Below are 21,246 nucleotides of genomic sequence, written 5' to 3'. Positions count from 1 at the left end.
ACCCGATTCAGTCCTGGGCCGGCGGCGCGGCCGCGGGCAGGGGCGCGATGGGCGCATCCTCGACGAAGATCGCGGTGCCGGTGGCGTACTTCGGGGTCGGGCTGATGTTGACGCCGACGCCGCCACCGATGCGGGTGTGGCCACCGATGCTGCCGCCACCGACGCCGACGCCGACATTGCTGCCGCCATAACCGTTCGCCGTGCCCTGCAGCAGCACGCCGTTGGCGCCGAGGCGGGCGGCTTCGGCGCGCAGCTTGGCGATCACGTTGTCCATCTTGTTCTGCTCGCCGTAGGTCAGCGGGCCACTGGCGGTCTGCAGCACCGCGATTTCCTGGTAGCGCCCGGGGGGCGGGGTGAAATAGACCCGCACCTGTTCCGGCGCGAGCGCCGGGCGCGCGGCGCCGAGCATCACCCGGGACGTAGTGGCGCAGCCGGCGAGGACGATGGCGACGAACAGCAGCAGCAGGATCGAGGGTGTGCGCATGGCGGCGGGCGTAGGCGTGGCGGCAGGGCCGTGATCATCCGCCGCGACGGCTGAATCCCGCCAGTCCGCGGCCATGCGCGCCGCCAGGCCCGCGCTAGGCCATGCCGCCGTTGACGCCGATCACTTGGCCGTTGACGTAGCCGGCCGCATCCGAACACAGGAACGCCACCAGTGCGGCGACCTCGTCCGGCGTGCCGGCGCGCCCGGCGGGCACCATCTCGCGCACCCGTTCCGGCGCGAACGCGGCCTCGGCCATGGCGCCGGCGATGACGCCCGGTGCGACCACGTTGGCGGTGACGCCGCGGCTGGCCATCTCCCGCGCCAGCGACCGGGTCGCGCCGTGCAGCGCCGCCTTGGCCGCGGCGTAGTTGGCCTGGCCGCGGTTGCCGAGCACCGCCGCAACGCTGGACACGCTGACGATGCGGCCCCAGCGCGTGCGCGCCATCGGCAACAGCAGCGGCTGGGTGACGTGGAAGAAACCGTGCAGCGATACGTCGATCACCCGCTTCCACTGCAGCTCCGACATCCCGGCCAGCGGTGCGTCATCGTGGATGCCGGCGTTGTTGACCACGAGCTGGACCGGGCCGGCGGCGAGCAGCCCGTCGATCGCGGCGCGGCTGGCCTCGCCGTCGGCGACGTCGAAGGCAATGGCTTCGGCGCTGCCGCCGGCCGCGCGGACCGCGGTCACGACGTCGTCGGCACGCGCGCGGTTGCCGTGAGCATGCACGATCACGTGCAGGCCATCGGCGGCGAGCCGGCGGCAGATCGCACCGCCGAGGTCGCCGCTGCCGCCGGTGACGAGCGCGCGGCGTGGTTGCAGTGTCGTCATGCCTGGGTTCCGGTCATCGCGTCGTCATCGCCATTATGTAGGAGCGCGTGCAACAGGGAAGGCGCCGCGACAAGGTCGCCTACGTGGCCGACTGCGGCAGCACCGCGGCGCGGCCTTCGGCCAGCAGCATCCCCGCATGGCTGACGCGGAACGCATATTGCCAGCCGGCGTCGCTGTCGATCAGCACGCGGGCCTCGCACTCCAGTGCACCGGGCAAATCGTCGATGCGGGCGACGAGCAATTCGACGGCGCGCAGCGCCACCAGCAGTCCCGGTTTCGCGACGCCGCCCGCGGCCCGGGCGCGCAGCCCACCATGCACCGCCATCGCCTGTGCGCCGTATTCGCACAGGTGCACCGCGCGCAGGCGGCCGTCGTCGCCGCGCAGCGGATGCGCGGGATCGCGATGGTTGTGCGCCCGCAGCCGGATCGAGTCCGCATCCCAGTCCAGCACCTCGTCCCACAGGCACATCGCGCCCTGGTGCGGCACCAGCGCCAGGATCCCCGCGCGGTCGATCATGCCGGCGCGCCCGCGGGTTCACGCGCGACCAGCAGCGCCAGCACGAAGTTGCCGAACACGCCGATCGCCACCGTGCTGCCGATCGCGCGCAGGACCGGGATCGACGACAGCGCCAGCAGGCAGAACACCAGCAGCGTGGTCAGGCTGCAGACGATCACCGCGTGCAGCGTGCGCAACTGTTCCGCGCGGTCGTCGCCGGCGTGCTCGAAGAACAGCGCGTAATCCAGGCCCAGCCCGGCGGCGAGGATCAGCGCCACCAGGTGGAACAGGTTGAGCTCGACCCCGCAACCGCGCAGCACCGCCAGGATCAGCAGCGTGGTGAGGGCCATCGGCAACACCACCCGCAGCACGCGCCGCGGGTCGCGCAATGCGATCCACACCGTCGCCACCAGCAGCAACGCCGCGAGCGCCAGCGCCAGCAGCACCCGCTGCCGGTATGCCACTACCAGGGATTCGGACGCCTGCTTGAGGTCGAGCAACTGCCCGCCCTGGGCCTGCGCCACCCGCGCCACCGCCGCCGGGTCGGCGAGCCCGGCCAGCGACACCAGCGCGGTGGCGTGGTCGCCGCGCGCCAGCAACAGGCCATCGACGCTGGCCGCCAGCGGCGTGCCGTCGAGATCGCGCGGCACCAGTGGCGGCGCCCGTTTCGCCGCGGCGACATCGGCGACGAAAGCGCCGAAAGCGTCGCTGCGCAGCGGGGTCGCGGCCAGCGCGGTCGCCAGCGCCGCCTGCAACGCCGGCGTGTCCGGCAAGGCCGCCTGTCGCGCGCGTTGCGTGGCGATGCTCGGCAGGTAACGCGCGGCGCTGTCGTAGCCGGCGATGGCGCGCCCTTCGACCAGCTGCGCCAGCGCCGGCTGCAGGCGCTCGACGGCCTGCAGCGCGGCTTCGGCATCGCGGCCGGGCAGCGCAATCATGTAACGCACGTCGGGCGCGCCGAGCTCGCTGCGCAGCTGCGCATCGCGCGCGAGCGCATCGGCCGGTACCGGGGTCAGCTTCGACAGGTCGTTCTGCCAGAACGCGCCGGGCGCGAACGCGACCACCGCCAGCGCGCCGGCAGCCAGCAGGGCGAGCGCGAAGCGCGGCCGCGGCAGGCGTTCGATCCGCGCCCACAGGCGCGCCAGCAGCGGCGACTCCGCGGCATCGCGCGGGGCCGGGTCGATCAGCGCCGGCAGCAGGTAGCGCGTCGTCAGCGCCGCGGTCGCCAGTCCGGAGATGGTGAACACCGCCAGTTGCCGCAGGCCATCGACGCCGGACACGAGGAAGGTGACGTAGGCGATGCAGGTCGAGACCACCCCGGTGGCCAGCGTCGGCCACAGTGCACGCGCGCTGTCGCGTGGCGACAGCCCGGCGCGCTGGTGGCTGAACAGGTGGATCGGATAATCCTGCACCACGCCGATCAGGGTGAAGCCGAAGGCGACGGTGATGCCGTGCACGCCGTCGAACAGCAGCGCGACCGCGCCCAGCCCCGCCAGCCCGGCGCTGGCAAGCGGCAACACGCCCAGCAGCGGCGCCTTCCAGCTGCGGTAGGCGAACCACAGCAGCAGTACCAGGCCGATGGTGTCGATGCTGCCGATCCAGCCGGCTTCGCGCTGGGTGCGGCCGCCGATCTCGACCGAGAACGCCCCCGGCCCGGTGAGCGCGAGTTGCGAAGCCGAGGCGCCGCGCCCGGCGGCGAAGGCGGCGCGGATCGCATCGACCGCGCGCTGCTGGCCGGTCGGGTCGAAACCGGGGGCGACCGTTTCGGCGACCAGCAACGCCTGCTTCCCGGCCCGATCGAACCACACGCCGTGCAGGCGTTGCGGCGCATTCGCCGGCTGCCAGGCCTCGGCCAGTTTCAGGGTTTCCAGGGTGGGGTCGGCCGGTACCAACGGTTCCACCAGCGAGGCCGCCGGCGAGCCCAGGTCCTGCACGCGCGCTTGGAACTGCTCGTGCAGGTAGGCGCTGTCGAAGCGCTGCGAGTCGAGCGTGTCCGACAACAGGTAGCGATACGGCCGCAGCCGCGCCGGAATCGCGTCGAGGCCGCTGTCGCCGCCGTTGGCAACGAGCTTGAACAGCGGGCTTGCCGCCAGTCGTTGCCGCAGGGCCAGCGATTGCCGGGCGAGCGCCTCCGGGGTGTCGCCCGATAGCGCCAGCAGCAACAGGCGCGAACCGGGGCCCTCGCCGAGTTCGTCGATGAGGAGCTTCTGCGCGGGGGTGCTTGCTTCGGGCATGAACTTCCGCAAGTCGCCGGTCACCTGCAGGCGCTGTCCGATCGCCCAAGCCGCGATCGCCAGCAGCGCCAGCCAGAGCAGGGCGAGCGCGATGCGCCGACGCGGGTTCAATGCGCTGCCCATGCCGCGCCTCTTGTCCGGGGTACCCGCAAGCGCGTGCCATCAGCCGTGGCGACGGCTTGCAGCCACGCGGCAAACCGGATTCCGGCCTGGCGCGGCATGAACTTCCGCAAGTCGCCGGTCACCTGCAGGCGCTGTCCGATGGCCAACCCTGCCACCAGCAACATGGCCAGCCACAGCAATGCGAGTGCGAGGCGTTGCTGCGCGGTCAGACGGCTATCCATGCATGGTTCCCATCCCCGAAGCCTGCGAGGGTCTCATCCACTGCGCCTGCAAGCGAGTGCCGGCGGCCCGGGGCGCCCGCCGCGCAGCCACGCAACAGGCGGGTATCAGCCTTGCGCTGCGTGGCACAACGCCGCCAGCGCGGTGGCGCTGGCGACATCGCCGGCTTCGCGCGCGGCGCCGGCCAGCAGCGTGCGCTGGGCCTGGCCGCCGTCGGCGGCCGGGCGTGTCTCGATGCAGCGCAGTTCGGCGCCACGGCCGTACAGGGCGATCGCGCGCACCTTCTCCGCCATCGCCGCATCCTTGGGCGTCAACACCAGGGTCCAGCGCTCGCGGCTGCCTTCGCTGGCCAGCGTGTAGTGCTGTTCCAGGCGCTTGCGGTCGCCCGCCAGCAATGCGCCGAAGCTCGCCTGCAGCCCCGCCAGCTCCGGTGCGCGCGACAGGGAGAAGCGGCGCGTCGCCTTGCCGCTGCGGGCGATGCTGACTTCGCCGGCGCGGATCGTCGTCGTCTCCGCGTACGGCGCGCGCACCTCGCGCACCAGCGTGTCCGCGTCGGGGCGCCGGTATTCACCGGCGATCCGCAGCGGTTCCTGCAACAGCTTCGAATCGCGCAACTCGACGAAACCGGTGCGGCTGGGCAGCGGGCGCGCCAGCTTCGCCAGGATCCAGCCGGCATCGACCGCCGGCGCCGGCTCAGGCGCGACGGACCAGGCCGCGCCGCTCCATGCCAGCGCCAGCAGCAGCAGGGCCGGCGACCAATTGCGCAGGCGTGGGGTCGGCGTGGCTGCCGTCATCGGAGTGTTCCCAGAAGTCATAGAAGTTGAACCAGTTGTACGGGGCTTGCCGGGCATGATGTTCCAGCCGCGTGGCGTAACCCCGGATGAGCGCGGTCATCCGCGGACCGCGTTGGGCCCGCGGCACGCGCTCGCCGTCGCTGAACGGCTCGAACACCAGGTCGTAGCGGTTGCCGCCGCGGTAGAGCCCGAACGCCAGCAGCACCGGCGCCCCCAGCACCGCCGCGATCAGCCACGGCGCGCTCGGGAACGCCGCCTCGCGGCCGAGGAACGGCGCCAGCTGCGCCGCTTCGCCGGGGCCGGCGCGATCGACCAGCAGCGCCACCATGTGCCCGGCGTCGATCGCCTGCTGGATTGCCAGCACGATCGCCGGGCCGTCCTGCGCCGCATCGATCACGGTCGCGGCGATGTCGGGATTGAGGGCGTCGAGCAGTTGCGTCATCGCCGGGTTGTGGCCCTTGTCCAGCACCACGCGCACGGTGACGTCGGGTCGTTCGCGCGACAGCACCCGCAACACCTCGAAGCTGCCCAGGTGCGAGCCGAACAGCAGCACCCCGCGCCCGGCGTCGAGGTAGGCGTGCAGGTCGGCCAGGCCCTGGATGCCGACGTCGAAGCGGCGCAGTTGCCCCGACAGCAGGAACACGCGGTCGAGGATGGTCGCGGCGAAGGTGTGGATGTGGCGGGCAACGTCGAGCAGGCTGGCCCGCCGCTGCAGCACGCGCGCGAGGTAGCTGCGCGAGGCGCGACGCTCCGGCCCGCGCCGGACCAGGAAGTACAGCGTGATCGGATACAGCAGCACGCGCGCCACGGCGCGGCCGCCGTATCGGCCGATGCTGCGGATCAGCCAGATCGCAAACCAGCCGCCGCCTTCCGGGCGCTGCTTCCATTGCCCGCTCACGGCTGCGCGCCCATGTCGCGACCCGAAGCGCGCTCGCTCACAGGCAGACCTCGCCGCTGGCCAGCAACGCGTCGCCCCGGCACACGCGGAAGCGCCAGCGCGGCGCATCGCCCGCCAGTTCGATCCGCGCCTGCTCGCCCGGCAGCAGCGGCTGCGCGAATTTCACCTGCGGCAGGCGCAGCGCGCCGAGCGGGCCGTGGGTCGCCTCGATCGCCTCGAGCACGCGTTCTAGCAACAGCACCCCGGGCACGATCGGACGCCCGGGAAAATGACCCGGCAGGCTTGGATGCCCGGATGGAATCGAGAATTGCATCGTGCAAGCGCCCCCTGTCGGCCGGCAAGCATGAGCGGCGCAACGCGGCATCGCAAGCGCGCCCAGCGGGCTCAGCGCAGCAGGCCACGCCAGAAGCCCGGCCCCAGCCGCGCCAGCGCGCGCAGGAAATCCAGGAAGCTGCGATAGCGGCCCGGGAAGCGGCGCGTGCGGTACGCGTACTCGAGCAGCATGAAGCCGCCGACGATGCCGTAGTCGGAGATGTTGGCGAACCAGGACCACTGCGCCTGGCTCACCGACAACGGCACGGCGACGCCGCTCCGCGCCAGCAGGCCACCAGGCACCGCGAGCAGCGCCAGCGCCAGGTTGCACAGCGCCAGCAGCGCCAGCAGCAGCGCCCAGGCCAGCGTCAGCGACCGCGTGTAGCCGCGCAGTTCCGGCGCCAGCGCCGGGTATGCGATGCCGTCCAGCGCGGCGACGATGCGCCCGATCAGCGGCACCTGCCCGGCGCGCAGCGTGCGCGCGAACGCCCACGCCACCAGCGCGACGAACGCCACCGGCACCAGCAGCAACGGCAGCAGCGCGTGGCGCGTGCCGGCCAGCCACCACAGCGCCAGGGCGCATGCCGACAGCAGCGCCCAGGCGCGGGCGCGCCCTTGCAGCAACGGCCCCAGCAGCACGATCACGACGATGTCGGCCAGCGCGATCGCCGCCAGGCCAGCGTGCTGGTGCGCGCTGGCGGCATGCGCGAGCAGCGGGTACGCCAGCGCCAGCGCCAGTCGCAGCGAGGCCAGCAACGCGTCGTGCCGGTTGCCGGGGCACGCCGGCAACCTGCCGGGGTCAGGCGGCCTTGTGCTGCTGGACATGCGCCGACAGCGCGCGCAGCGAGGCGAAGATGCGGCGGTTCTCGTCGTTGTCCGAGCGCAACTGGAAGCCGTAGCGCTTGCTGATCGCCAGCGCCAGTTCCAGCGCGTCGATCGAGTCCAGGCCAAGCCCGGCGTTGAACAGCGGCGCCTCCGGGTCGATCGCGTCGGCGGCGACATCTTCCAGGTTGAGGCTTTCGACCAGCAGTTGCGCCAGTTCGAGTTCGGCATCGGTTTGCGGGGACATCGGCGCATCCATCGGGCGAAGGCCGACAGGTTAAACCAGTCCGGCGGGCCGGCGGCGGGCCGATGGCGGCGCGGCGCGTCCGGCCGCGATCATCGGCGCCCGCTATCATGCGCACTCGCCGCCCGCCTCGACATTCAGGATGATGACCGCAGACCCCGCCGCGACCCACGCCACCGCCGCCACGGATGCGGTCGCCGCGGCCCCCACGCCGGTGGACGTGCTGGTCATCGGCGGCGGCCCGGCCGGCAGCACCGCGGCCACGCTGCTGGCGCGCCGCGGCTGGAGCGTGGTGCTGCTGGAGAAGGCCGCGCACCCGCGCTTCCACATCGGCGAGTCGCTGTTGCCGATGAACCTGCCGATCCTGGCGCGGCTGGGCGTGCTGGAACAGGTGCACGCGATCGGCGTGTTCAAGCCCGGCGCCGACTTCCCGCTGCAGGACGATGCCGGCAGCACCAACGTGTTCCGCTTCGAGCGCGCGATCGAGCCGCAGTTCGGCCACGCCTACCAGGTGCGGCGCGAGGATTTCGACCAGCTCCTGTTCGAGCACGCGCTGGCCTGCGGCGTGGATGCAAGACAACGCGTGGCGGTGGAACGGGTCGAGTTCGGCGACGACGGCCGCCCGCAGGCCGTGCACGCGCGCGCCGCCGACGGCGCGGCGCTGGCGTTCCGCCCGCGCTACGTGGTCGATGCCAGCGGCCGCGACACCTTCCTCGGCAACCGGCTCCGGCTCAAGCGCAAGAGCAGCCAGCACCAGTCGGCGGCGATCTTCAGCCACTTCAGCGGCGTCGCCCGGCGCGAGGGCGCCGACGCCGGCAACATCACCGTCGAGCGCTTCGAGCATGGCTGGATCTGGCTGATCCCGCTGCCGGGCGACGTCATGAGCATCGGAGCCGTGTGCTGGCCGGACTACCTGAAGCAGCGCCGCGGCGACAATGAAAGCTTCCTGATGCAGACGCTGCGCGCCACGCCGTCGGTGTGGGCGCGGATGGCGGCTGCGCAACGGGTGGCGCCGGTGCACGTGACCGGCAATTACTCCTACGCCTGCTCTCGCATGCACGGCCCGGGCTGGGTGATGGTCGGCGATGCCTTCGCCTTCATCGACCCGGTGTTTTCCTCGGGCGTGTACCTGGGCATGAACAGCGCCGAACAGGCGGCGGACGTGGTCGACGGCGCACTGCGCGAGCCGGCGCGGGAACCCGCCTTGCAGCGCGCGATGGACGCGCGCCTGCGCCGCGGGCTGAAGCACTTCTCCTGGTTCATCCACCGCTTCAACACGCCGGTGATGGAGCACCTGTTCGCCCACCCGAGCAACCGCTGGCAACTGGAATCGGCGGTGATCTCCATGCTGGCCGGCGACGTGTTCGACAATGCCGTGGTGCTGCGCAAGCTGCGCCTGTTCCGCCTGGTGTATGCGCTGACCGCGCTGGGGCTGGCGCCGTCGGCGTTGCGCGGCTGGTGGCGGCGCCGGCGCCAGGCCGCTGCCGGGTTTTCCGGCGATACGCTGCAGGCGGGCAATCCGTGAGCGTGATGCAACCGCTGCCGGGGACGCTGGCGCCGAGGCTGGCGGTCGACTACGTCGCCGCCGACACGCCGTGCCCGCTGCTCGCCGGCGCCGACGTGCTCGCCGTGTTCGGCTTCGGCGACGCCGCGCCGCAGCGGCTCGAGGATCCGCGCTACCTGCACGTGCCGCTGCAACCGCACGACGGCATCGCACCGTACGAGGTCTGGCGCACCGGCAGGCCGGTCGCCAGCGGCCGCGACGGCGAGATCGCCTGGGCCAGCGACGGTACGCTGTCGTTCGGCGTGATCGAGGTCGACGAAGGCGCCCATGCCGACGACGGCGGCATCAGCGGCGCCGCCGCGCACGCCTACGCGCGCCTGACCGGATTCCTGCGCGACAGCGCCACCCCGCACCTGCTGCGGATCTGGAACTACCTCGACGCCATCACCCTGGGCGACGGCGACGCCGAGCGCTACCGCCAGTTCTGCGTCGGCCGCGCCCGCGGGCTGGGCACGTTCGATCCGTCGCTGCTGCCGGCGGCAACCGCGATCGGGCGCTGCGACGACGCCCGCGTGCTGCAGATCTACTGGCTGTCGGCCGCCGCCCCCGGCCGCCCGGTGGAGAATCCGCGCCAGCTCAGCGCCTACCGCTATCCGCGCACCTACGGCCCGCAGCCGCCGAGTTTCGCCCGCGCGATGCTGCCACCGACCGCCGATGCGATGCCGCTGCTGCTGTCGGGCACCGCCAGCGTGGTCGGCCATGCGACCCAGCACGCCGGCGCGTTGCTGGCGCAGCTGGAGGAAACCTTCGCCAACTTCGATGCCCTGCTCGGCGCGGCGCGCCAGCGGCAGCCGGCGTTGCCGCCGCAGTTCGGCGCCGGCACCCGGCTGAAGGTGTACGTGCGCGACCGCGACGACCTGGCGACGGTGGCCGCGGCGTTGCAGGCGCGCTTCGGCGGGCGCGTGCCGCACTTCCTGCTGCATGCCGCGATCTGCCGGCGCGACCTGTGCGTGGAGATCGACGGCGTGCACGGCGCCTGACGCTGCCCCTTGCCGCGCCGCCCCGGCGTCGCCACCATGGCGGCAACCGCCACGCCAATCGCCGGAGCACGAAGATGGGACTGATCAGCCTGCTGTGGGGCATCGTCGCGATGCTGTGGATGGTGGTTGCGCTGATCCCGCTGCTGGGATGGGGCAACTGGTTCCTGATCCCGTTCGCGGCGATCGGCGCGGTGATCGCCGCGATCGGGATCGCCGTCACCGGCAGCGGCAAGCGCGGCCGCGCCAAGGCCGGGCTGGTACTCAACGGCATCGTGATCCTGGTCGGCATCGCCCGCCTGAGCCTGGGCGGCGGCGTGATCTGAGACCGCCGAGCGCGCTGCAAAACGCAGGTCCGCGCGCAATCCGGCCACCGGCGCCGGGCCGAAAACGATGAAGCCGCAGCCTGCTGCAGCGCACGATTGATTTGCCCATTCGCATGTGCAGACTGGCGATGCCCGTCGCTCCCCCGTACTTGCGACCGGCGTCCGCTTCACGAAACCACGCGCGCTGCCGGTGCACGGCAGCCAACCCCGTGTCGCACCTCGGAGGGAATCCCCATGAATCACAAGGCAAGAGCGCTCTGGCTGGTCGCAGGTCTCGCGGTCGCCGGCGCCGCATCGGTCGCGCAGGCGGCGAAGCCGTCGCAGACGCCCCAGCAACGCAAGGCGGCAATGGAAAACATCAAGCGCAACCACAAGCAGTTCAGCGCCTCGCAGCCCAGGACCATCGCGCAGGCGAACGCGACCAAGGTGCGACTGGCCGCCGGCGGCGGCGCGATGCGCGCCCCGACCGAATTGTGGAACCACCTGACGGTGCAGCGCGACCCGCAGGGCAGCCCGTACCAGGTCGAGACCTCAAACGATGCGCCGGCCTCCGCACTTCGCGAGGAGCAGACCAAATGAACAAGCCCATGCTTGCCTTGGCCGTCGCCGTTTCGATGGCGTTGTTCGGCGCCACCGTCGCCCGCGCGGCGGATGTCGTCCCAGTCGTCTTCGACGACCCGGGCGAAGGCTACAACGACCCGACGCCGGTGGCGCCGGTAGGTGGCAATCCCGGCACCACGCTCGGCGAACAGCGCATGATCGTCGCGCAGTTCGCCGCGGACTTGTGGGGTTCGGTGCTGACCAGCAGCGTGCCGATCTACGTGGGCGCGCAATTCAATCCGCTCGGCCCCGACGTGCTCGGCTCGGCCGGCACGACGTATTACGTCTACAACTTCCCGGGCGCCGCGTATCCGGACACGATCTATTTTTCCGCGCTGGGCGACGCGCTGTCCGGGGAAGACCTGGTGCCGGGCTACGTCGACATCAACTCGCAGTTCAGCTCCGACTTCACCTTCTACTACGGCCTGGACAACAACACCCCGGCAGGGCAGATCAACTTCCTCGACGTGGTGATGCACGAGTTCGGCCACGGCCTGGGCTTCGCCAATGCCGAAAATGAAGCAACCGGCGAGTTCGCCGGCGGGCTGCAGGACATCTACTCCCTCTACACCTACGACAATACCGCGGGCAAGTTCTGGCCGCAGATGACGGTCCCCGAGCGCCAGGCCTCCGCGCTCAACTATGGCAACGTCGTGTTCACCGGCGCCAGCGCCACCGCGGGCGCCGGCTTGATCCTTGATCCGCGCACGAGTTTCCGCGTGACCGCTCCGGGATCGATCGCTGGCGACTACGCCTATGGCACCGCCAGCTTCGGTCCGGTGATCTCCCCGGACAATTTCGGCGGATCGGTCGTGCTGGGCACTGACGACGTCGGCGCCAGCAACGACGGTTGCGAGCCGTTGACCAACGCCACCGCGATCGCAGGCAACATCGCCCTGCTCGACCGCGGCACCTGCAACTTCACCATCAAGGCGCTCAACGCGCAGAACGCCGGCGCCACGGGCCTGCTGGTCGCCGACAACGTTCCGGGCAACCCGCCGCCGGGCCTGGGCGGCACCGATCCGTCCATCACCATCCCGGCGATCCGCATCACCCAGGCATTGGGCAATTCGATGAAGGCGGTGTTGCCCGGCGTGACGGTCGGCTTCGTGATCGACCCCAGCGAGTTGCAGGGTGCCGACGATGACGGCCGGCCGCGGCTGTACATGCCCGACCCGGTCCAGGGCGGATCGTCCGGTTCACACTACGACACCGCGCTGGCACCCAACGCGCTGATGGAGCCTGCCATCAACGACTCGCTGTTCGCCGCGGTCAACCTGGACATCACGCCCAACCTGCTGCAGGACACGGGCTGGACGCTCAACGGCGGCGACGCCACGATCGAAGGTTGCGACACCGGCATCGATGTCGTCGACGACGCAGGCATCATCATCGGCGCCAACGTCGAGGCGACCAGCAAGCTGTGCCTGAGCAAGGCCCCCAGGCGCGGCGCCTATGTGGCGTGCATGGCTGCTTACAAGAACCGGATGCGCGCCAGTGGCCTGCTGACCGGCCGTCAGGCGCTCAGGATGATGTCCTGCGCCATCAAGGTCGGGAAGCCGAGCAAGCAGTAGCTGCGGCAACTGGCGGAAACGCAAGAAGATCGGCGCCGCAAGGCGCCGATCCTTTTGGGGCGGCGATCCTTCTCCGGTCGACGCCCGCGCCGCGGCGATCGCGTCCCGGCGCTTGCGGCGGCGAGCGTAGAATGGCGCCATGAGCCATCCATACATCCGACCGCGGCGGATGCGCCGCGACGAGTTCTCGCGGCGGTTGATGCGCGAGACCGTGTTGACCACCGACGACCTGATCTACCCGGTGTTCGTCCACGAGCCAGCCGGCCGCGCGGCGGTACCCTCGATGCCCGGGATCGAACGCGTTTCGATCGACGAGCTGCTGAAGGTCGCCGAACAGGCCAGCGAACTGCGGGTGCCCGCGCTGGCGCTGTTCCCGGTCACCGCGCCGGAAGCCAAGTCGCTGGATGCCGCCGCCGCCTTCGACGACAACGGCCTGTGCCAGCGCGCGGTGCGCGCGCTCAAGCAGCGCTTCCCGGACCTGGGCGTGATCACGGACGTGGCGCTGGATCCTTACACGAGCCACGGCCAGGACGGACTGGTCGACGACGATGGCTACGTCATCAACGACGAAACCGTCGAGGTGCTGGTGAAACAGGCGCTGTCGCATGCGCGCGCGGGCGCCGACGTGGTCGCGCCCAGCGACATGATGGACGGGCGCATCGGCGCGATCCGCGCCGCGCTCGAGCTCGACGGCCACATCCACACCCGGATCCTCGCCTACAGCGCCAAGTACGCCTCCAGCTTCTATGGCCCGTTCCGTGATGCGGTCGGGTCGTCGGGCGCGCTTGGCAAGGGCAACAAGTACACCTACCAGATGGACCCGGCCAACGCCGACGAAGCCCTGCGCGAAGTCGCGCTCGACCTCGAGGAAGGCGCCGACATGGTGATGGTGAAGCCGGGGATGCCGTACCTGGACATCGTGCGCCGGGTCAAGGACGCGTTCGGCGCGCCGACCTTCGTCTACCAGGTCAGCGGCGAGTACGCGATGCTGCGGGCCGCGATCGGCAATGGCTGGCTCGACGAACGCAGCTGCGTGCTCGAGGCGCTGACCGGGATCAAGCGCGCCGGCGCCGACGGCGTGCTGACCTATTTCGCGCTGGACGCGGCGCGCTGGCTACGCGAGGCGCGGTAGCCCCGGGGCACCCGCGTATCCCTGGCGGCGGCGGCCGCTGCCTGCCAAGGCGGCGCCCCGGCACCTGCGCTTGACGGGCGACGAGTACACTCGATCCAGCACGCGTGCGCGCCGCGCCGGCGGCGCATCCGCGGGACCATCACCCTCCTCCGCAGAGACCCGACATGACCGCTTCCCGATACGCCCTGATCGGCCATCCGGTCGCGCATTCGCTGTCGCCGCGCATCCATGCGGCATTCGCGCGCCAGGCCGGGATCGACATGCGCTACGACGCGATCGACGCCGAGGACTTCGACGCCGCGCTGGCCGCGTTCGACGGCGCCGGCGCCAACGTCACCCTGCCGCACAAGCAGCGCGCCGCCGCGGCCTGCAGCACCCTGGGCGATCGCGCGCGCCGCGCGGGCGTGGTCAACACCCTGGTCCGCGGCGACGGCGGCTGGCATGGCGACAACACCGATGGCCTCGGCCTGGTGCGCGACCTCACCGGCCGCCAGCGCCTGGACCTGCGCAAGCGCCGCACCCTGCTGCTGGGCGCCGGCGGCGGCGCACGCGGCGTGGCACCGGCGCTGCTCGATGCCGGCATCGGCGACCTGTTCGTCGTCAACCGTACGCCCGAGCGCGCCGATGCGCTGGCCGACGCGCTGGGCGAACCCATGCGCGTGCATCCGCGCTACTTGGACGACCTCAAGGGGCTGGGTGAATTCGACCTGATCGTCAATGCCACCTCGGCCACCCGCAATGGAAGCTTCCCGGGCCTGCCGATGTCGCTGGCCGGGCCGCGCACCGCGGCGGTCGACCTCAGCTATGGCGAGGCGGCGGTCGGCTTCCTGGCGTGGGCGCGCGCGGCGGGCGCGCGCGACATGGTCGACGGCCTCGGGATGCTGGTCGAGCAGGCCGCGGAAAGCTTCGCGCTGTGGCACGGCGTGCGCCCGGACACCGATGCGATCCATGCCGAGCTGCGCGCGCGCGAGGACGCGCTGGTGTCGGCGGACTGAGCCGCCTTGCGGCAACGGTTCCTGTGGGAGCGGCTTCAGCCGCGAGCTCTTTCCAGCAGCGATCCGGGGGCAAAAGCTCGCGGCTGAAGCCGCTCCCACAGAACCGCTCCTACGATGCGGGCGCGGCCGCCAAGTACTCGTCCTTCAGCCGCACGTAGTGGCCGGCGCTGTAGTACAGCGCCTCGATCTCGGCGTCACTGAGCATCCGCACCTTCCTGGCCGGGTTGCCGAGCCACATCTCGCCGCTGCCCACGACCTTGCCCGGCGCCACCAGCGCGCCGGCGCCGATGAAGCCGTGCTTCTCCACCACCGCGCCGTCCAGCACGATCGCGCCCATCCCGACCAGGCAGGCGTCCGCGATCCGGCACGCATGCACGATCGCCTTGTGGCCGATGGTGACGTCCTCGCCGATCACGGTGGCGAAGCCGCCGAGCTTCGCGTGCGGGCCATCGTGGCTGACGTGGATGACGGTGCCGTCCTGGACGTTGGTCCGCGCGCCGATGCGGATGAAGTTGACGTCGCCACGGACCACCACGCCGGGCCACAGCGAAACGTCGTCGCCGAGCACGACATCGCCGACCAGGGTGGCGGCCGGATCGAGGTAGACGCGCTTGCCCAGGGTCGGCGATACGCCGCGATAAGGTCGTGGATCCATCCGCGGATTCTAGCGCCCGGGCTCCAATCGGCGGGACTACACTGCCGGCATGGATGCCGCCGCCGATACGCCGCTGGACGAACTGCAGCCGACCCTGCTGCAGCTGCGCGAGGCCTGGCAGTCGCGCCGGCCCGGGCTGGAGCAGCGCCGCGGCGACCTGCAACGGTTGCGGGCCGCCTTCGCCGCGCGGATCGATTCGATGGACGCCGCGATCCGCGCCGACTTCGGCCATCGCTCCACCCACGAGAACCTCGTTTCCGAGGCGATGATCGTGCTCGCCGAGCTCGACCACGCGCTGCGCCACCTGCGCCGCTGGGCACGGCCGCGGCGGGTGGGCGTCGGCTGGCGCTTCTGGCCGGCGCGGGCGCAGGTGCGGCCGCAGCCGGTCGGCGTGGTCGGCATCATCGCGCCGTGGAACTATCCGGTGAACCTGGCGCTGGTACCGCTGGTCTCGGCGATCGCCGCCGGCAACCACGCCTACGTCAAGCCGTCCGAACATGCCCCGCGCACCGCGCTGTGGTTGCGCGAGCTGCTGGCCGACGTCTTCCCCGGCGATCGCGTCGCGACCGCGCTCGGCGGGCCCGAGGTCGGCGCCGCGTTCGCCGCGCTGCCGTTCGACCACCTGCTGTTCACTGGCTCCACCGCGGTCGGCCGCAAGGTGATGGCTGCGGCCGCGCCCAACCTGACACCGGTGACGCTGGAACTGGGGGGCAAGGCGCCGGCGATCGTGTGTCCGGATTTCCCGCTGGACAGCGCCGCCGCGCGCATCGCCAGCGGCAAGTGGTTCAACGCTGGCCAGACCTGCATCGGCGTCGACTACGCCCTCATCGACGCACCGCGCCGCGATGCCTTCGTCGCCGCGCTGCGGGCCCAGGTCGCGGCGCGCTACGGCGATTTCGCCGTCGCCGACGATTACACCCGGATCATCAACGACGCGCAGTTCGCGCGCCTGCACGGCTACCTCGACGAGGCCCGCGCCCGCGGTTGCGACGTGCTCGAGCTGGCCACCATCGATCCGCAGCGCGCGCAGCGCGAACGCCTGCTGCCTCCGACCCTGGTACTGGACCCGCCGGACGATTCGGCACTGATGCGCGAGGAGATCTTCGGGCCGATCCTGCCGATCCGGGGCTACCGCACGCTCGACCAGGCGCTGGCGCTGGTCAATGCGCAGCCACGGCCGCTGGCGCTGTATCCGTTCTCGCGCGACCGCGCCACGGTCGAGCGCATCCTTGCGCAGACCTCGTCCGGCGGCGTCACCGTCAACGACACCCTGGTGCATTTCGGCGTCCACGACCTGCCCTTCGGCGGCATCGGCCCCAGCGGCATGGGCGCGATCCACGGCAAGGCCGGCTTCGATGCCTTCAGCAAGCAGTTGCCGGTCTTCCGGCAGTCGCGGCTGGCCGCCAGCGACTGGATCAAGCCGCCCTACCGCGGCTGGGTCGACCGGCTGGTGCGGTCGCTGGCGCGCTAGCCCGATTCAGCCGGCCGCCCACGCGCGGAACCCGTCGACCACGCGTTGCGCGCCGGCGTCATCCACGTCCAGGTGCAGCACCAGCCGCAATTGCGGCGCATCGCCGATCGACAGCCGCACCCGCCGCGACTCCATTCCCGCACGCAGGGCCGGCAAACGCTCGCGCGCCACTTCGACGAACACCATGTTGGTGTGCTGCGCGACCGCCGTGACGCCCGCCACGCCGCGCAACGCATCGGCAAGCCGCGCCGCGCGCGCATGGTCGTCGGCCAGGCGCGCGACGTGGTGGTCGAGCGCATGCAGGCCGGCGGCGGCGAGGATCCCGGCCTGGCGCATGCCCCCACCGACCACCTTGCGCCAGCGTCGCGCGACCTCCACCAGCGCGCCACTGCCCACCAGCACCGACCCCACCGGCGCGCCCAGGCCCTTGGACAGGCACACCGAGACGCTGTCGAAATGGCGGGTGATGTCGCGCGCGGGCACCTTGCCGGCGACCGCGGCGTTGTACAGGCGCGCGCCATCCAGGTGCAGCGCCAGGCCATGGCGGTCGCACAGCGCGCGGGCAGCGGCCAGGTAATCCAGCGGCAGCGGCCGCCCGTGCCAGGTGTCTTCCAGGCACAGCAGCCGGGTACGGGCGAAGTGCGGGTCGTCGGGCTTGATCGCGCGTTCGACCGCGTCCAGCGGCAGGGTGCCGTCGTCCGCCTGCGGGATCGGCTGCGGCTGGATCGAGCCCAGCACCGCCGCGCCGCCGCCTTCGTACTTGTAGGTATGCGCATCCATGCCGACGATGTACTCGTCGCCGCGCGCGCAGTGCGCCATCAGCGCGACCAGGTTCGACTGGGTGCCGCTGGGCAGGAACAGGCCGGCGGCGAAGCCGAGCTCGTCCGCCAGCCGCGCCTGCAGCGCGTTGACGGTCGGATCGTCGCCGTAGACATCGTCGCCGACCTGCGCGTCGAGCATCGCCGCGCGCATCGCGGAGGTGGGGCGGGTGACGGTGTCGCTGCGCAGGTCGATCCAGTCCATCGGTGCATGGTAATGCGAGTGGACGGCATTACACTCGCGGCACGCCGGGCCCGCCCGGGAAGGCCCGCCGACACGGGATCACCGATGAAGATCGCCAGCTGGAACGTCAACTCCCTCAACGTCCGCCTGCCGCACCTCACGCAGTGGCTGCGCGACTTCGGCCCGGACGTGGTCGGGTTGCAGGAAACCAAGCTGGAGGACCACAAGTTCCCGGACGACGTCCTCGCCGGGCTTGGCTACCGCAGCGTGTTCGCCGGGCAGAAGACCTACAACGGCGTCGCCCTGCTCGCCCGCGACCGCGCGATCGCGGAGGTGCAGGCCGGCATCCCCGGGTTCGACGACGAGCAGAAGCGCGTGATCGCCGCGACCGTGGACGGCGTGCGCATCGTCAACCTGTACGTGGTCAACGGCCAGGACGTGGGCACCGAGAAGTACGCCTACAAGCTGCGCTGGCTGGAGGCGGTGCGCGGCTGGCTGGCGGAGGAACTGCGCGCGCACCCGCGGCTGGTGGTGCTGGGCGACTTCAACATCGCCCCCGACGACCGCGACGTGCACGATCCGGCGGTCTGGAACGACGGCCATATCCTGACCTCGAGCGACGAACGCGCCGCGCTGCAGCGCCTGTACGCCCTCGGCCTGCACGATGGCTATCGCCTGCACCACGCCGATGCCGGGGTGTTCAGCTGGTGGGACTACCGGCAGGCGGCGTTCCGGCGCAACCTGGGCCTGCGCATCGACCTGACCCTGGTGTCGGACGCGCTGCGCGGCGCGACGGCCGCGGCCGGGATCGACCGCACCCCGCGCACCTGGGAGCGCGCCAGCGACCACGCCCCGGCGTGGGTGCAGGTCGGCGACTGAAGGAAACGCGCGGGAAGGCGCCACGCGCAAGGCAAACAATGAAGGCCCGGCGATACCGGGCCTTCATCGTTGCCGCGGACTACCGCGGCGTGCGCGTCAGCGCACGCGGCCGCGCCGGAACAGATTGATGATCGCCAGCAGGATGATCGCGCCGATCAGGGCGGCGATGAAGCCCATGATGTCGAAACCACCGGTGCCGGTGGAACCGCCGATCAGCGGTGCGATCAGCCAGCCACCGATCAGCGCGCCGATGATGCCGACCACGACGTTCAGGATGATGCCCTGCTGGCCATCGGTTTTCATGATCATGCTGGCCAGCCAACCGATGATGCCGCCTACGATCAGCCAAATGATGAGACCCATCATGTTGTTTCTCCTTGGACTGTGAATGCCTGGACCCGCTCCCCTCGTGGGGCAGCGCCAGTCTGTCCAGACCGGCGTGATGGCGGCGTCAGGGATGAATGCGGTTCGATGGCCGCATTTCCAAGAAGAATCAGTCGTTTGCGCCGTTCAGCAGGGCGAGCAGCGCCGCCCGCGGCAGCTTGCCGGTGGCGTTGCGCGGCAACGCCGGCACGCACTTGAGCGGGCGCGGCAGGAATACCGGGTCGATGCTGCAGCGCAGTGCCTGCAGGATCGCCGGCGCGTCCAGCTGCGGCGCGACCGCCAGCGCGGCGATCCGTCCAATCCCGTTGCCGGCGCCGGGCTCGAGTTGGAACACCGCGCCGTCGAGCACCCCCGGCACCGCCTGCAGCTTGCGGGTGAGGTCCCCGAGCGAGGCGCGCTTGCCGGCGATCTCGAGCAGGTCGGCGTTGCGGCCACGCAGGACGAAGCGGCCCTGCGCGTCGACGATCTCCACCAGGTCCGCCAGCGCCACCGGCGCCGGAAGGTGCGGCGCGTGCACCAGGCTGCCATCGGGTTGCGGCTGCACGCGTACCCCCGGCAGCGGCGTCCACGCCTGCTCGCGCGCGCTGCGCCGGCGCGCGATCACGCAGGTCTCGGTGGAGCCGAACAGCTCGCGTACCTCGCAGCCGAAGCGCGCTTCCGCGGCGGCGGCGAGTTCGGACGGCAATGGCGCGGTCGCCGACACGATCCCGGCCAGTGGCGGCAAGGCGATGCCCGGATCCGCCGCGCAGGCTTCGACAAGCGCGCGCAGGTGCACTGGCGTGCTCACCAGCAGTCGCGGCGCCGGCGCGTCGTGCAGGGCGCGGACGATGTCGTGCGGGAAGAACGGCCGCGCCGCGTGCACGGCGACATCGGCCAGCAGCGGCAGCAACACAGACAGTTCCATCCCGTACATGTGCTGCGGCGGGACCGTGGCCACCAGGTGCACGCTTGCGTCCGCGGGCCACAGGTCGCGCAAGGCGGCCAGGTTCTGCGCGGTGCTGGCGCGCAAGCCGGCCCAGGCCTTGGGGTTCGGCACGGGCTCGCCGGTGCTGCCGGAGGTGAAACCGATCGCGGCCAGTGCCGCCGCATCGACCTGCAACGCGGCGCCGTCGCTTTCGGGCAACGACTCCGGCAACCGTCGGTAGCGCGGCGGTTGCGGCTCCAGCGCCTCGTCGCCCAGACAATAGCTGTCGGCGTGGCGCTGCAGTTCGTCGACGATCACCGCCGGCGCGCGCGAGGGCGGCAGCAACGTCACCTGGCCGCGCACCGCGACCGCGCAGAACGCCACCAGGAACCGGTAGCGGTCCTCGCACAGGTTGATCGCGTGGCGGCCCTCGGGCAGCCAGGCTGCGAGCGCGCGCACCTGGCGCAGGAAGGTGTGCAGGCCGATCGGGCCGGCGGGGCCGAACGCAATCGTGCGCGCCGCCGTGCCCCCGGCCAGCGCCGTCGCGTCGATCGTGCCCGCACCGTCTTCGATGACTGCCGACATGGCGTCCCTGTCGTTGTGTGGCGACCGCAGCGCCCCCAGCGGTTACTTTACGCTGGCCACCTCGCGCCAGGCCAAACCCCGCCTTCATGTCCCTGTCCGCCCCCGTCCCCGCCGCGCCGCAGTGGCACTGGTTGCCGTGGCAACCCGGTGCGCCGGCCGAGGAAGCGGCGCGGCGCTGGCTCGCGCCGCAATTGCAATGCGCGCCGCAGGCGATCCCGCTGCTGCGCGACCTGCACGGACGACCGCGGCTGGCGCTGTCGCCGGATGCCGACGTCGGCTGGAGCCACAGCGGCGAAGGCCTGCTGCTGGCGTTCGGCCGCGGGATGACGGTCGGCGTCGACCTGGAACGCGAGCGCCCGCGACCACGGGCCCTCGACCTGGCGCGGCGCTTCTTCGACCTCAGCGAGGCGCAATGGCTGGAAGCACAGGTCGACGAAGGCACCCGCGCGGCGGCCTTCGTGCGCCTGTGGTGCGCCAAGGAAGCGGTGCTGAAGGCGCATGGCCGCGGCCTGGCGTTCGGCCTGCACCGGCTGGTGTTCGCCGAGCGCGACGGCGTGCTGCGACTCGTCCACGGCGACCCCGCGCTCGGCGCCGCCAGCCAATGGCAACTGCGCGAATTCGTGCCGCACCCGGGCTACCGCGCGGCCCTGGCCTGGCGCCCGCTGTGGCCGCGGCCAGCAGCCGATCGCCAGTAGCCGCGGTCCTGTGGGAGCGGCTTCAGCCGCGAGCTTCCCTCCGCGGCAGGC

At 71.6% G+C, this 21,246-nt stretch carries 23 protein-coding genes and 1 pseudogene; 10 read left to right on the top strand and 14 right to left on the bottom strand.

Going from position 1 to position 21,246, the window contains the following annotated elements:
• Positions 1-7: 7 nt before the first annotated feature.
• From MQC88_RS10800 to MQC88_RS10755, 10 genes are all read right to left on the bottom strand, one after another.
• The gene (locus tag MQC88_RS10800; protein WP_243321869.1) at positions 8-484 is read right to left on the bottom strand and encodes a hypothetical protein; all 477 of its coding nucleotides are present in this window, start codon (positions 482-484) and stop codon (positions 8-10) included.
• A 94-nt stretch (positions 485-578) separates the two neighbouring features.
• Positions 579-1,313 (bottom strand): 3-oxoacyl-ACP reductase FabG, encoded by a 735-nt coding sequence (gene fabG / locus MQC88_RS10795; RefSeq protein WP_243321867.1) that lies wholly within the window; start codon positions 1,311-1,313, stop codon positions 579-581.
• Positions 1,314-1,392: 79 nt separating this feature from the next.
• Positions 1,393-1,830: a hotdog family protein gene (locus MQC88_RS10790; protein WP_243321865.1), complete on the bottom strand. Its 438-nt coding sequence runs from the start codon at positions 1,828-1,830 to the stop codon at positions 1,393-1,395.
• Positions 1,827-4,163, bottom strand: a complete 2,337-nt coding sequence (locus MQC88_RS10785) for an MMPL family transporter (RefSeq protein ID WP_243321863.1) — start codon at positions 4,161-4,163, stop codon at positions 1,827-1,829. The genes MQC88_RS10790 and MQC88_RS10785 overlap by 4 nt, the downstream gene beginning before the upstream one ends.
• Positions 4,148-4,384, bottom strand: coding sequence for a hypothetical protein (locus MQC88_RS10780; protein WP_243321861.1), 237 nt, complete (start codon positions 4,382-4,384; stop codon positions 4,148-4,150). The genes MQC88_RS10785 and MQC88_RS10780 overlap by 16 nt, the downstream gene beginning before the upstream one ends.
• Positions 4,385-4,489: 105 nt before the next feature.
• Positions 4,490-5,176 carry a LolA-related protein gene (locus MQC88_RS10775; RefSeq protein ID WP_243321859.1) on the bottom strand — a complete coding sequence of 229 codons (687 nt, stop codon included), beginning with the start codon at positions 5,174-5,176 and terminating at the stop codon, positions 4,490-4,492.
• On the bottom strand, positions 5,076-6,074 hold the full coding sequence (locus MQC88_RS10770) for a lysophospholipid acyltransferase family protein (protein ID WP_243321856.1): 999 nt from the start codon (positions 6,072-6,074) through the stop codon (positions 5,076-5,078). The genes MQC88_RS10775 and MQC88_RS10770 overlap by 101 nt, the downstream gene beginning before the upstream one ends.
• A 37-nt stretch (positions 6,075-6,111) precedes the next feature.
• Complete coding sequence (locus MQC88_RS10765) at positions 6,112-6,387, bottom strand: ApeI family dehydratase (RefSeq protein WP_243321854.1); 276 nt, start codon at positions 6,385-6,387, stop codon at positions 6,112-6,114.
• Positions 6,388-6,458: 71 nt separating this feature from the next.
• The gene (locus MQC88_RS10760; RefSeq protein ID WP_243321852.1) at positions 6,459-7,211 is read right to left on the bottom strand and encodes a ketosynthase; all 753 of its coding nucleotides are present in this window, start codon (positions 7,209-7,211) and stop codon (positions 6,459-6,461) included.
• Positions 7,186-7,455, bottom strand: coding sequence for a phosphopantetheine-binding protein (locus MQC88_RS10755; protein WP_243321850.1), 270 nt, complete (start codon positions 7,453-7,455; stop codon positions 7,186-7,188). The genes MQC88_RS10760 and MQC88_RS10755 overlap by 26 nt, the downstream gene beginning before the upstream one ends.
• A gap of 142 nt (positions 7,456-7,597) precedes the next feature.
• Here MQC88_RS10755 and MQC88_RS10750 point away from each other — a divergent pair.
• The 7 genes and pseudogenes from MQC88_RS10750 to aroE form a co-directional block, all read left to right on the top strand.
• Positions 7,598-8,990 (top strand): annotated as a pseudogene (locus MQC88_RS10750) (NAD(P)/FAD-dependent oxidoreductase); the annotation flags it as partial.
• The gene (locus tag MQC88_RS10745) at positions 8,983-9,996 is read left to right on the top strand and encodes a chorismate transformation FkbO/Hyg5 family protein (RefSeq protein WP_243321924.1); all 1,014 of its coding nucleotides are present in this window, start codon (positions 8,983-8,985) and stop codon (positions 9,994-9,996) included. The pseudogene MQC88_RS10750 and the gene MQC88_RS10745, both read left to right, overlap by 8 nt.
• 74 nt (positions 9,997-10,070) lie before the next feature.
• The gene (locus tag MQC88_RS10740; RefSeq protein ID WP_243321846.1) at positions 10,071-10,319 is read left to right on the top strand and encodes a hypothetical protein; all 249 of its coding nucleotides are present in this window, start codon (positions 10,071-10,073) and stop codon (positions 10,317-10,319) included.
• Between the two features lie 234 nt (positions 10,320-10,553).
• Positions 10,554-10,898 (top strand): hypothetical protein, encoded by a 345-nt coding sequence (locus MQC88_RS10735; protein ID WP_243321844.1) that lies wholly within the window; start codon positions 10,554-10,556, stop codon positions 10,896-10,898.
• Complete coding sequence (locus tag MQC88_RS13080; protein WP_315857096.1) at positions 10,895-12,493, top strand: PA domain-containing protein; 1,599 nt, start codon at positions 10,895-10,897, stop codon at positions 12,491-12,493. The genes MQC88_RS10735 and MQC88_RS13080 overlap by 4 nt, the downstream gene beginning before the upstream one ends.
• Before the next feature lie 139 nt (positions 12,494-12,632).
• A complete protein-coding gene (gene hemB / locus MQC88_RS10725; protein WP_243321842.1) occupies positions 12,633-13,625 on the top strand; it encodes a porphobilinogen synthase in 993 nt (330 codons plus the stop codon).
• A 164-nt stretch (positions 13,626-13,789) separates the two neighbouring features.
• The gene (gene aroE / locus MQC88_RS10720; RefSeq protein WP_243321840.1) at positions 13,790-14,620 is read left to right on the top strand and encodes a shikimate dehydrogenase; all 831 of its coding nucleotides are present in this window, start codon (positions 13,790-13,792) and stop codon (positions 14,618-14,620) included.
• Positions 14,621-14,729: 109 nt separating this feature from the next.
• On the opposite strand, the gene MQC88_RS10715 is transcribed toward aroE, so the two are convergent.
• The gene (locus MQC88_RS10715) at positions 14,730-15,275 is read right to left on the bottom strand and encodes a gamma carbonic anhydrase family protein (RefSeq protein WP_243321838.1); all 546 of its coding nucleotides are present in this window, start codon (positions 15,273-15,275) and stop codon (positions 14,730-14,732) included.
• A gap of 49 nt (positions 15,276-15,324) precedes the next feature.
• Between MQC88_RS10715 and MQC88_RS10710 the strand changes: the two genes are divergently transcribed.
• Entirely contained in the window at positions 15,325-16,746 is a 1,422-nt protein-coding gene (locus tag MQC88_RS10710) for a coniferyl aldehyde dehydrogenase (protein WP_243321836.1), read from the top strand.
• 6 nt (positions 16,747-16,752) lie between these two features.
• Here the strand turns inward: MQC88_RS10710 and ltaE are convergent, their stop codons facing one another.
• Positions 16,753-17,769: a low-specificity L-threonine aldolase gene (gene ltaE, locus MQC88_RS10705; protein ID WP_243321834.1), complete on the bottom strand. Its 1,017-nt coding sequence runs from the start codon at positions 17,767-17,769 to the stop codon at positions 16,753-16,755.
• Between the two features lie 84 nt (positions 17,770-17,853).
• Here ltaE and xth point away from each other — a divergent pair, with 84 nt between their 5' ends.
• Positions 17,854-18,627 carry an exodeoxyribonuclease III gene (xth, locus tag MQC88_RS10700; RefSeq protein ID WP_243321832.1) on the top strand — a complete coding sequence of 258 codons (774 nt, stop codon included), beginning with the start codon at positions 17,854-17,856 and terminating at the stop codon, positions 18,625-18,627.
• Positions 18,628-18,723: 96 nt separating this feature from the next.
• Here the strand turns inward: xth and MQC88_RS10695 are convergent, their stop codons facing one another.
• Positions 18,724-18,990 carry a GlsB/YeaQ/YmgE family stress response membrane protein gene (locus tag MQC88_RS10695; RefSeq protein ID WP_243321920.1) on the bottom strand — a complete coding sequence of 89 codons (267 nt, stop codon included), beginning with the start codon at positions 18,988-18,990 and terminating at the stop codon, positions 18,724-18,726.
• 130 nt (positions 18,991-19,120) lie between these two features.
• Positions 19,121-20,500, bottom strand: coding sequence for an AMP-binding protein (locus tag MQC88_RS10690; RefSeq protein WP_243321830.1), 1,380 nt, complete (start codon positions 20,498-20,500; stop codon positions 19,121-19,123).
• An 86-nt stretch (positions 20,501-20,586) separates the two neighbouring features.
• Between MQC88_RS10690 and MQC88_RS10685 the strand changes: the two genes are divergently transcribed.
• The gene (locus MQC88_RS10685; protein WP_243321828.1) at positions 20,587-21,195 is read left to right on the top strand and encodes a 4'-phosphopantetheinyl transferase family protein; all 609 of its coding nucleotides are present in this window, start codon (positions 20,587-20,589) and stop codon (positions 21,193-21,195) included.
• Positions 21,196-21,246 lie beyond the last annotated feature (51 nt).

The sequence above is a fragment of the Cognatiluteimonas sedimenti genome, assembly GCF_022808325.1.
Classification (GTDB): domain Bacteria; phylum Pseudomonadota; class Gammaproteobacteria; order Xanthomonadales; family Xanthomonadaceae; genus Cognatiluteimonas; species Cognatiluteimonas sedimenti.
The sequence above is the reverse complement of the archived record's forward strand: the minus strand, read 5'-3'. Positions and strand labels throughout refer to the sequence as shown.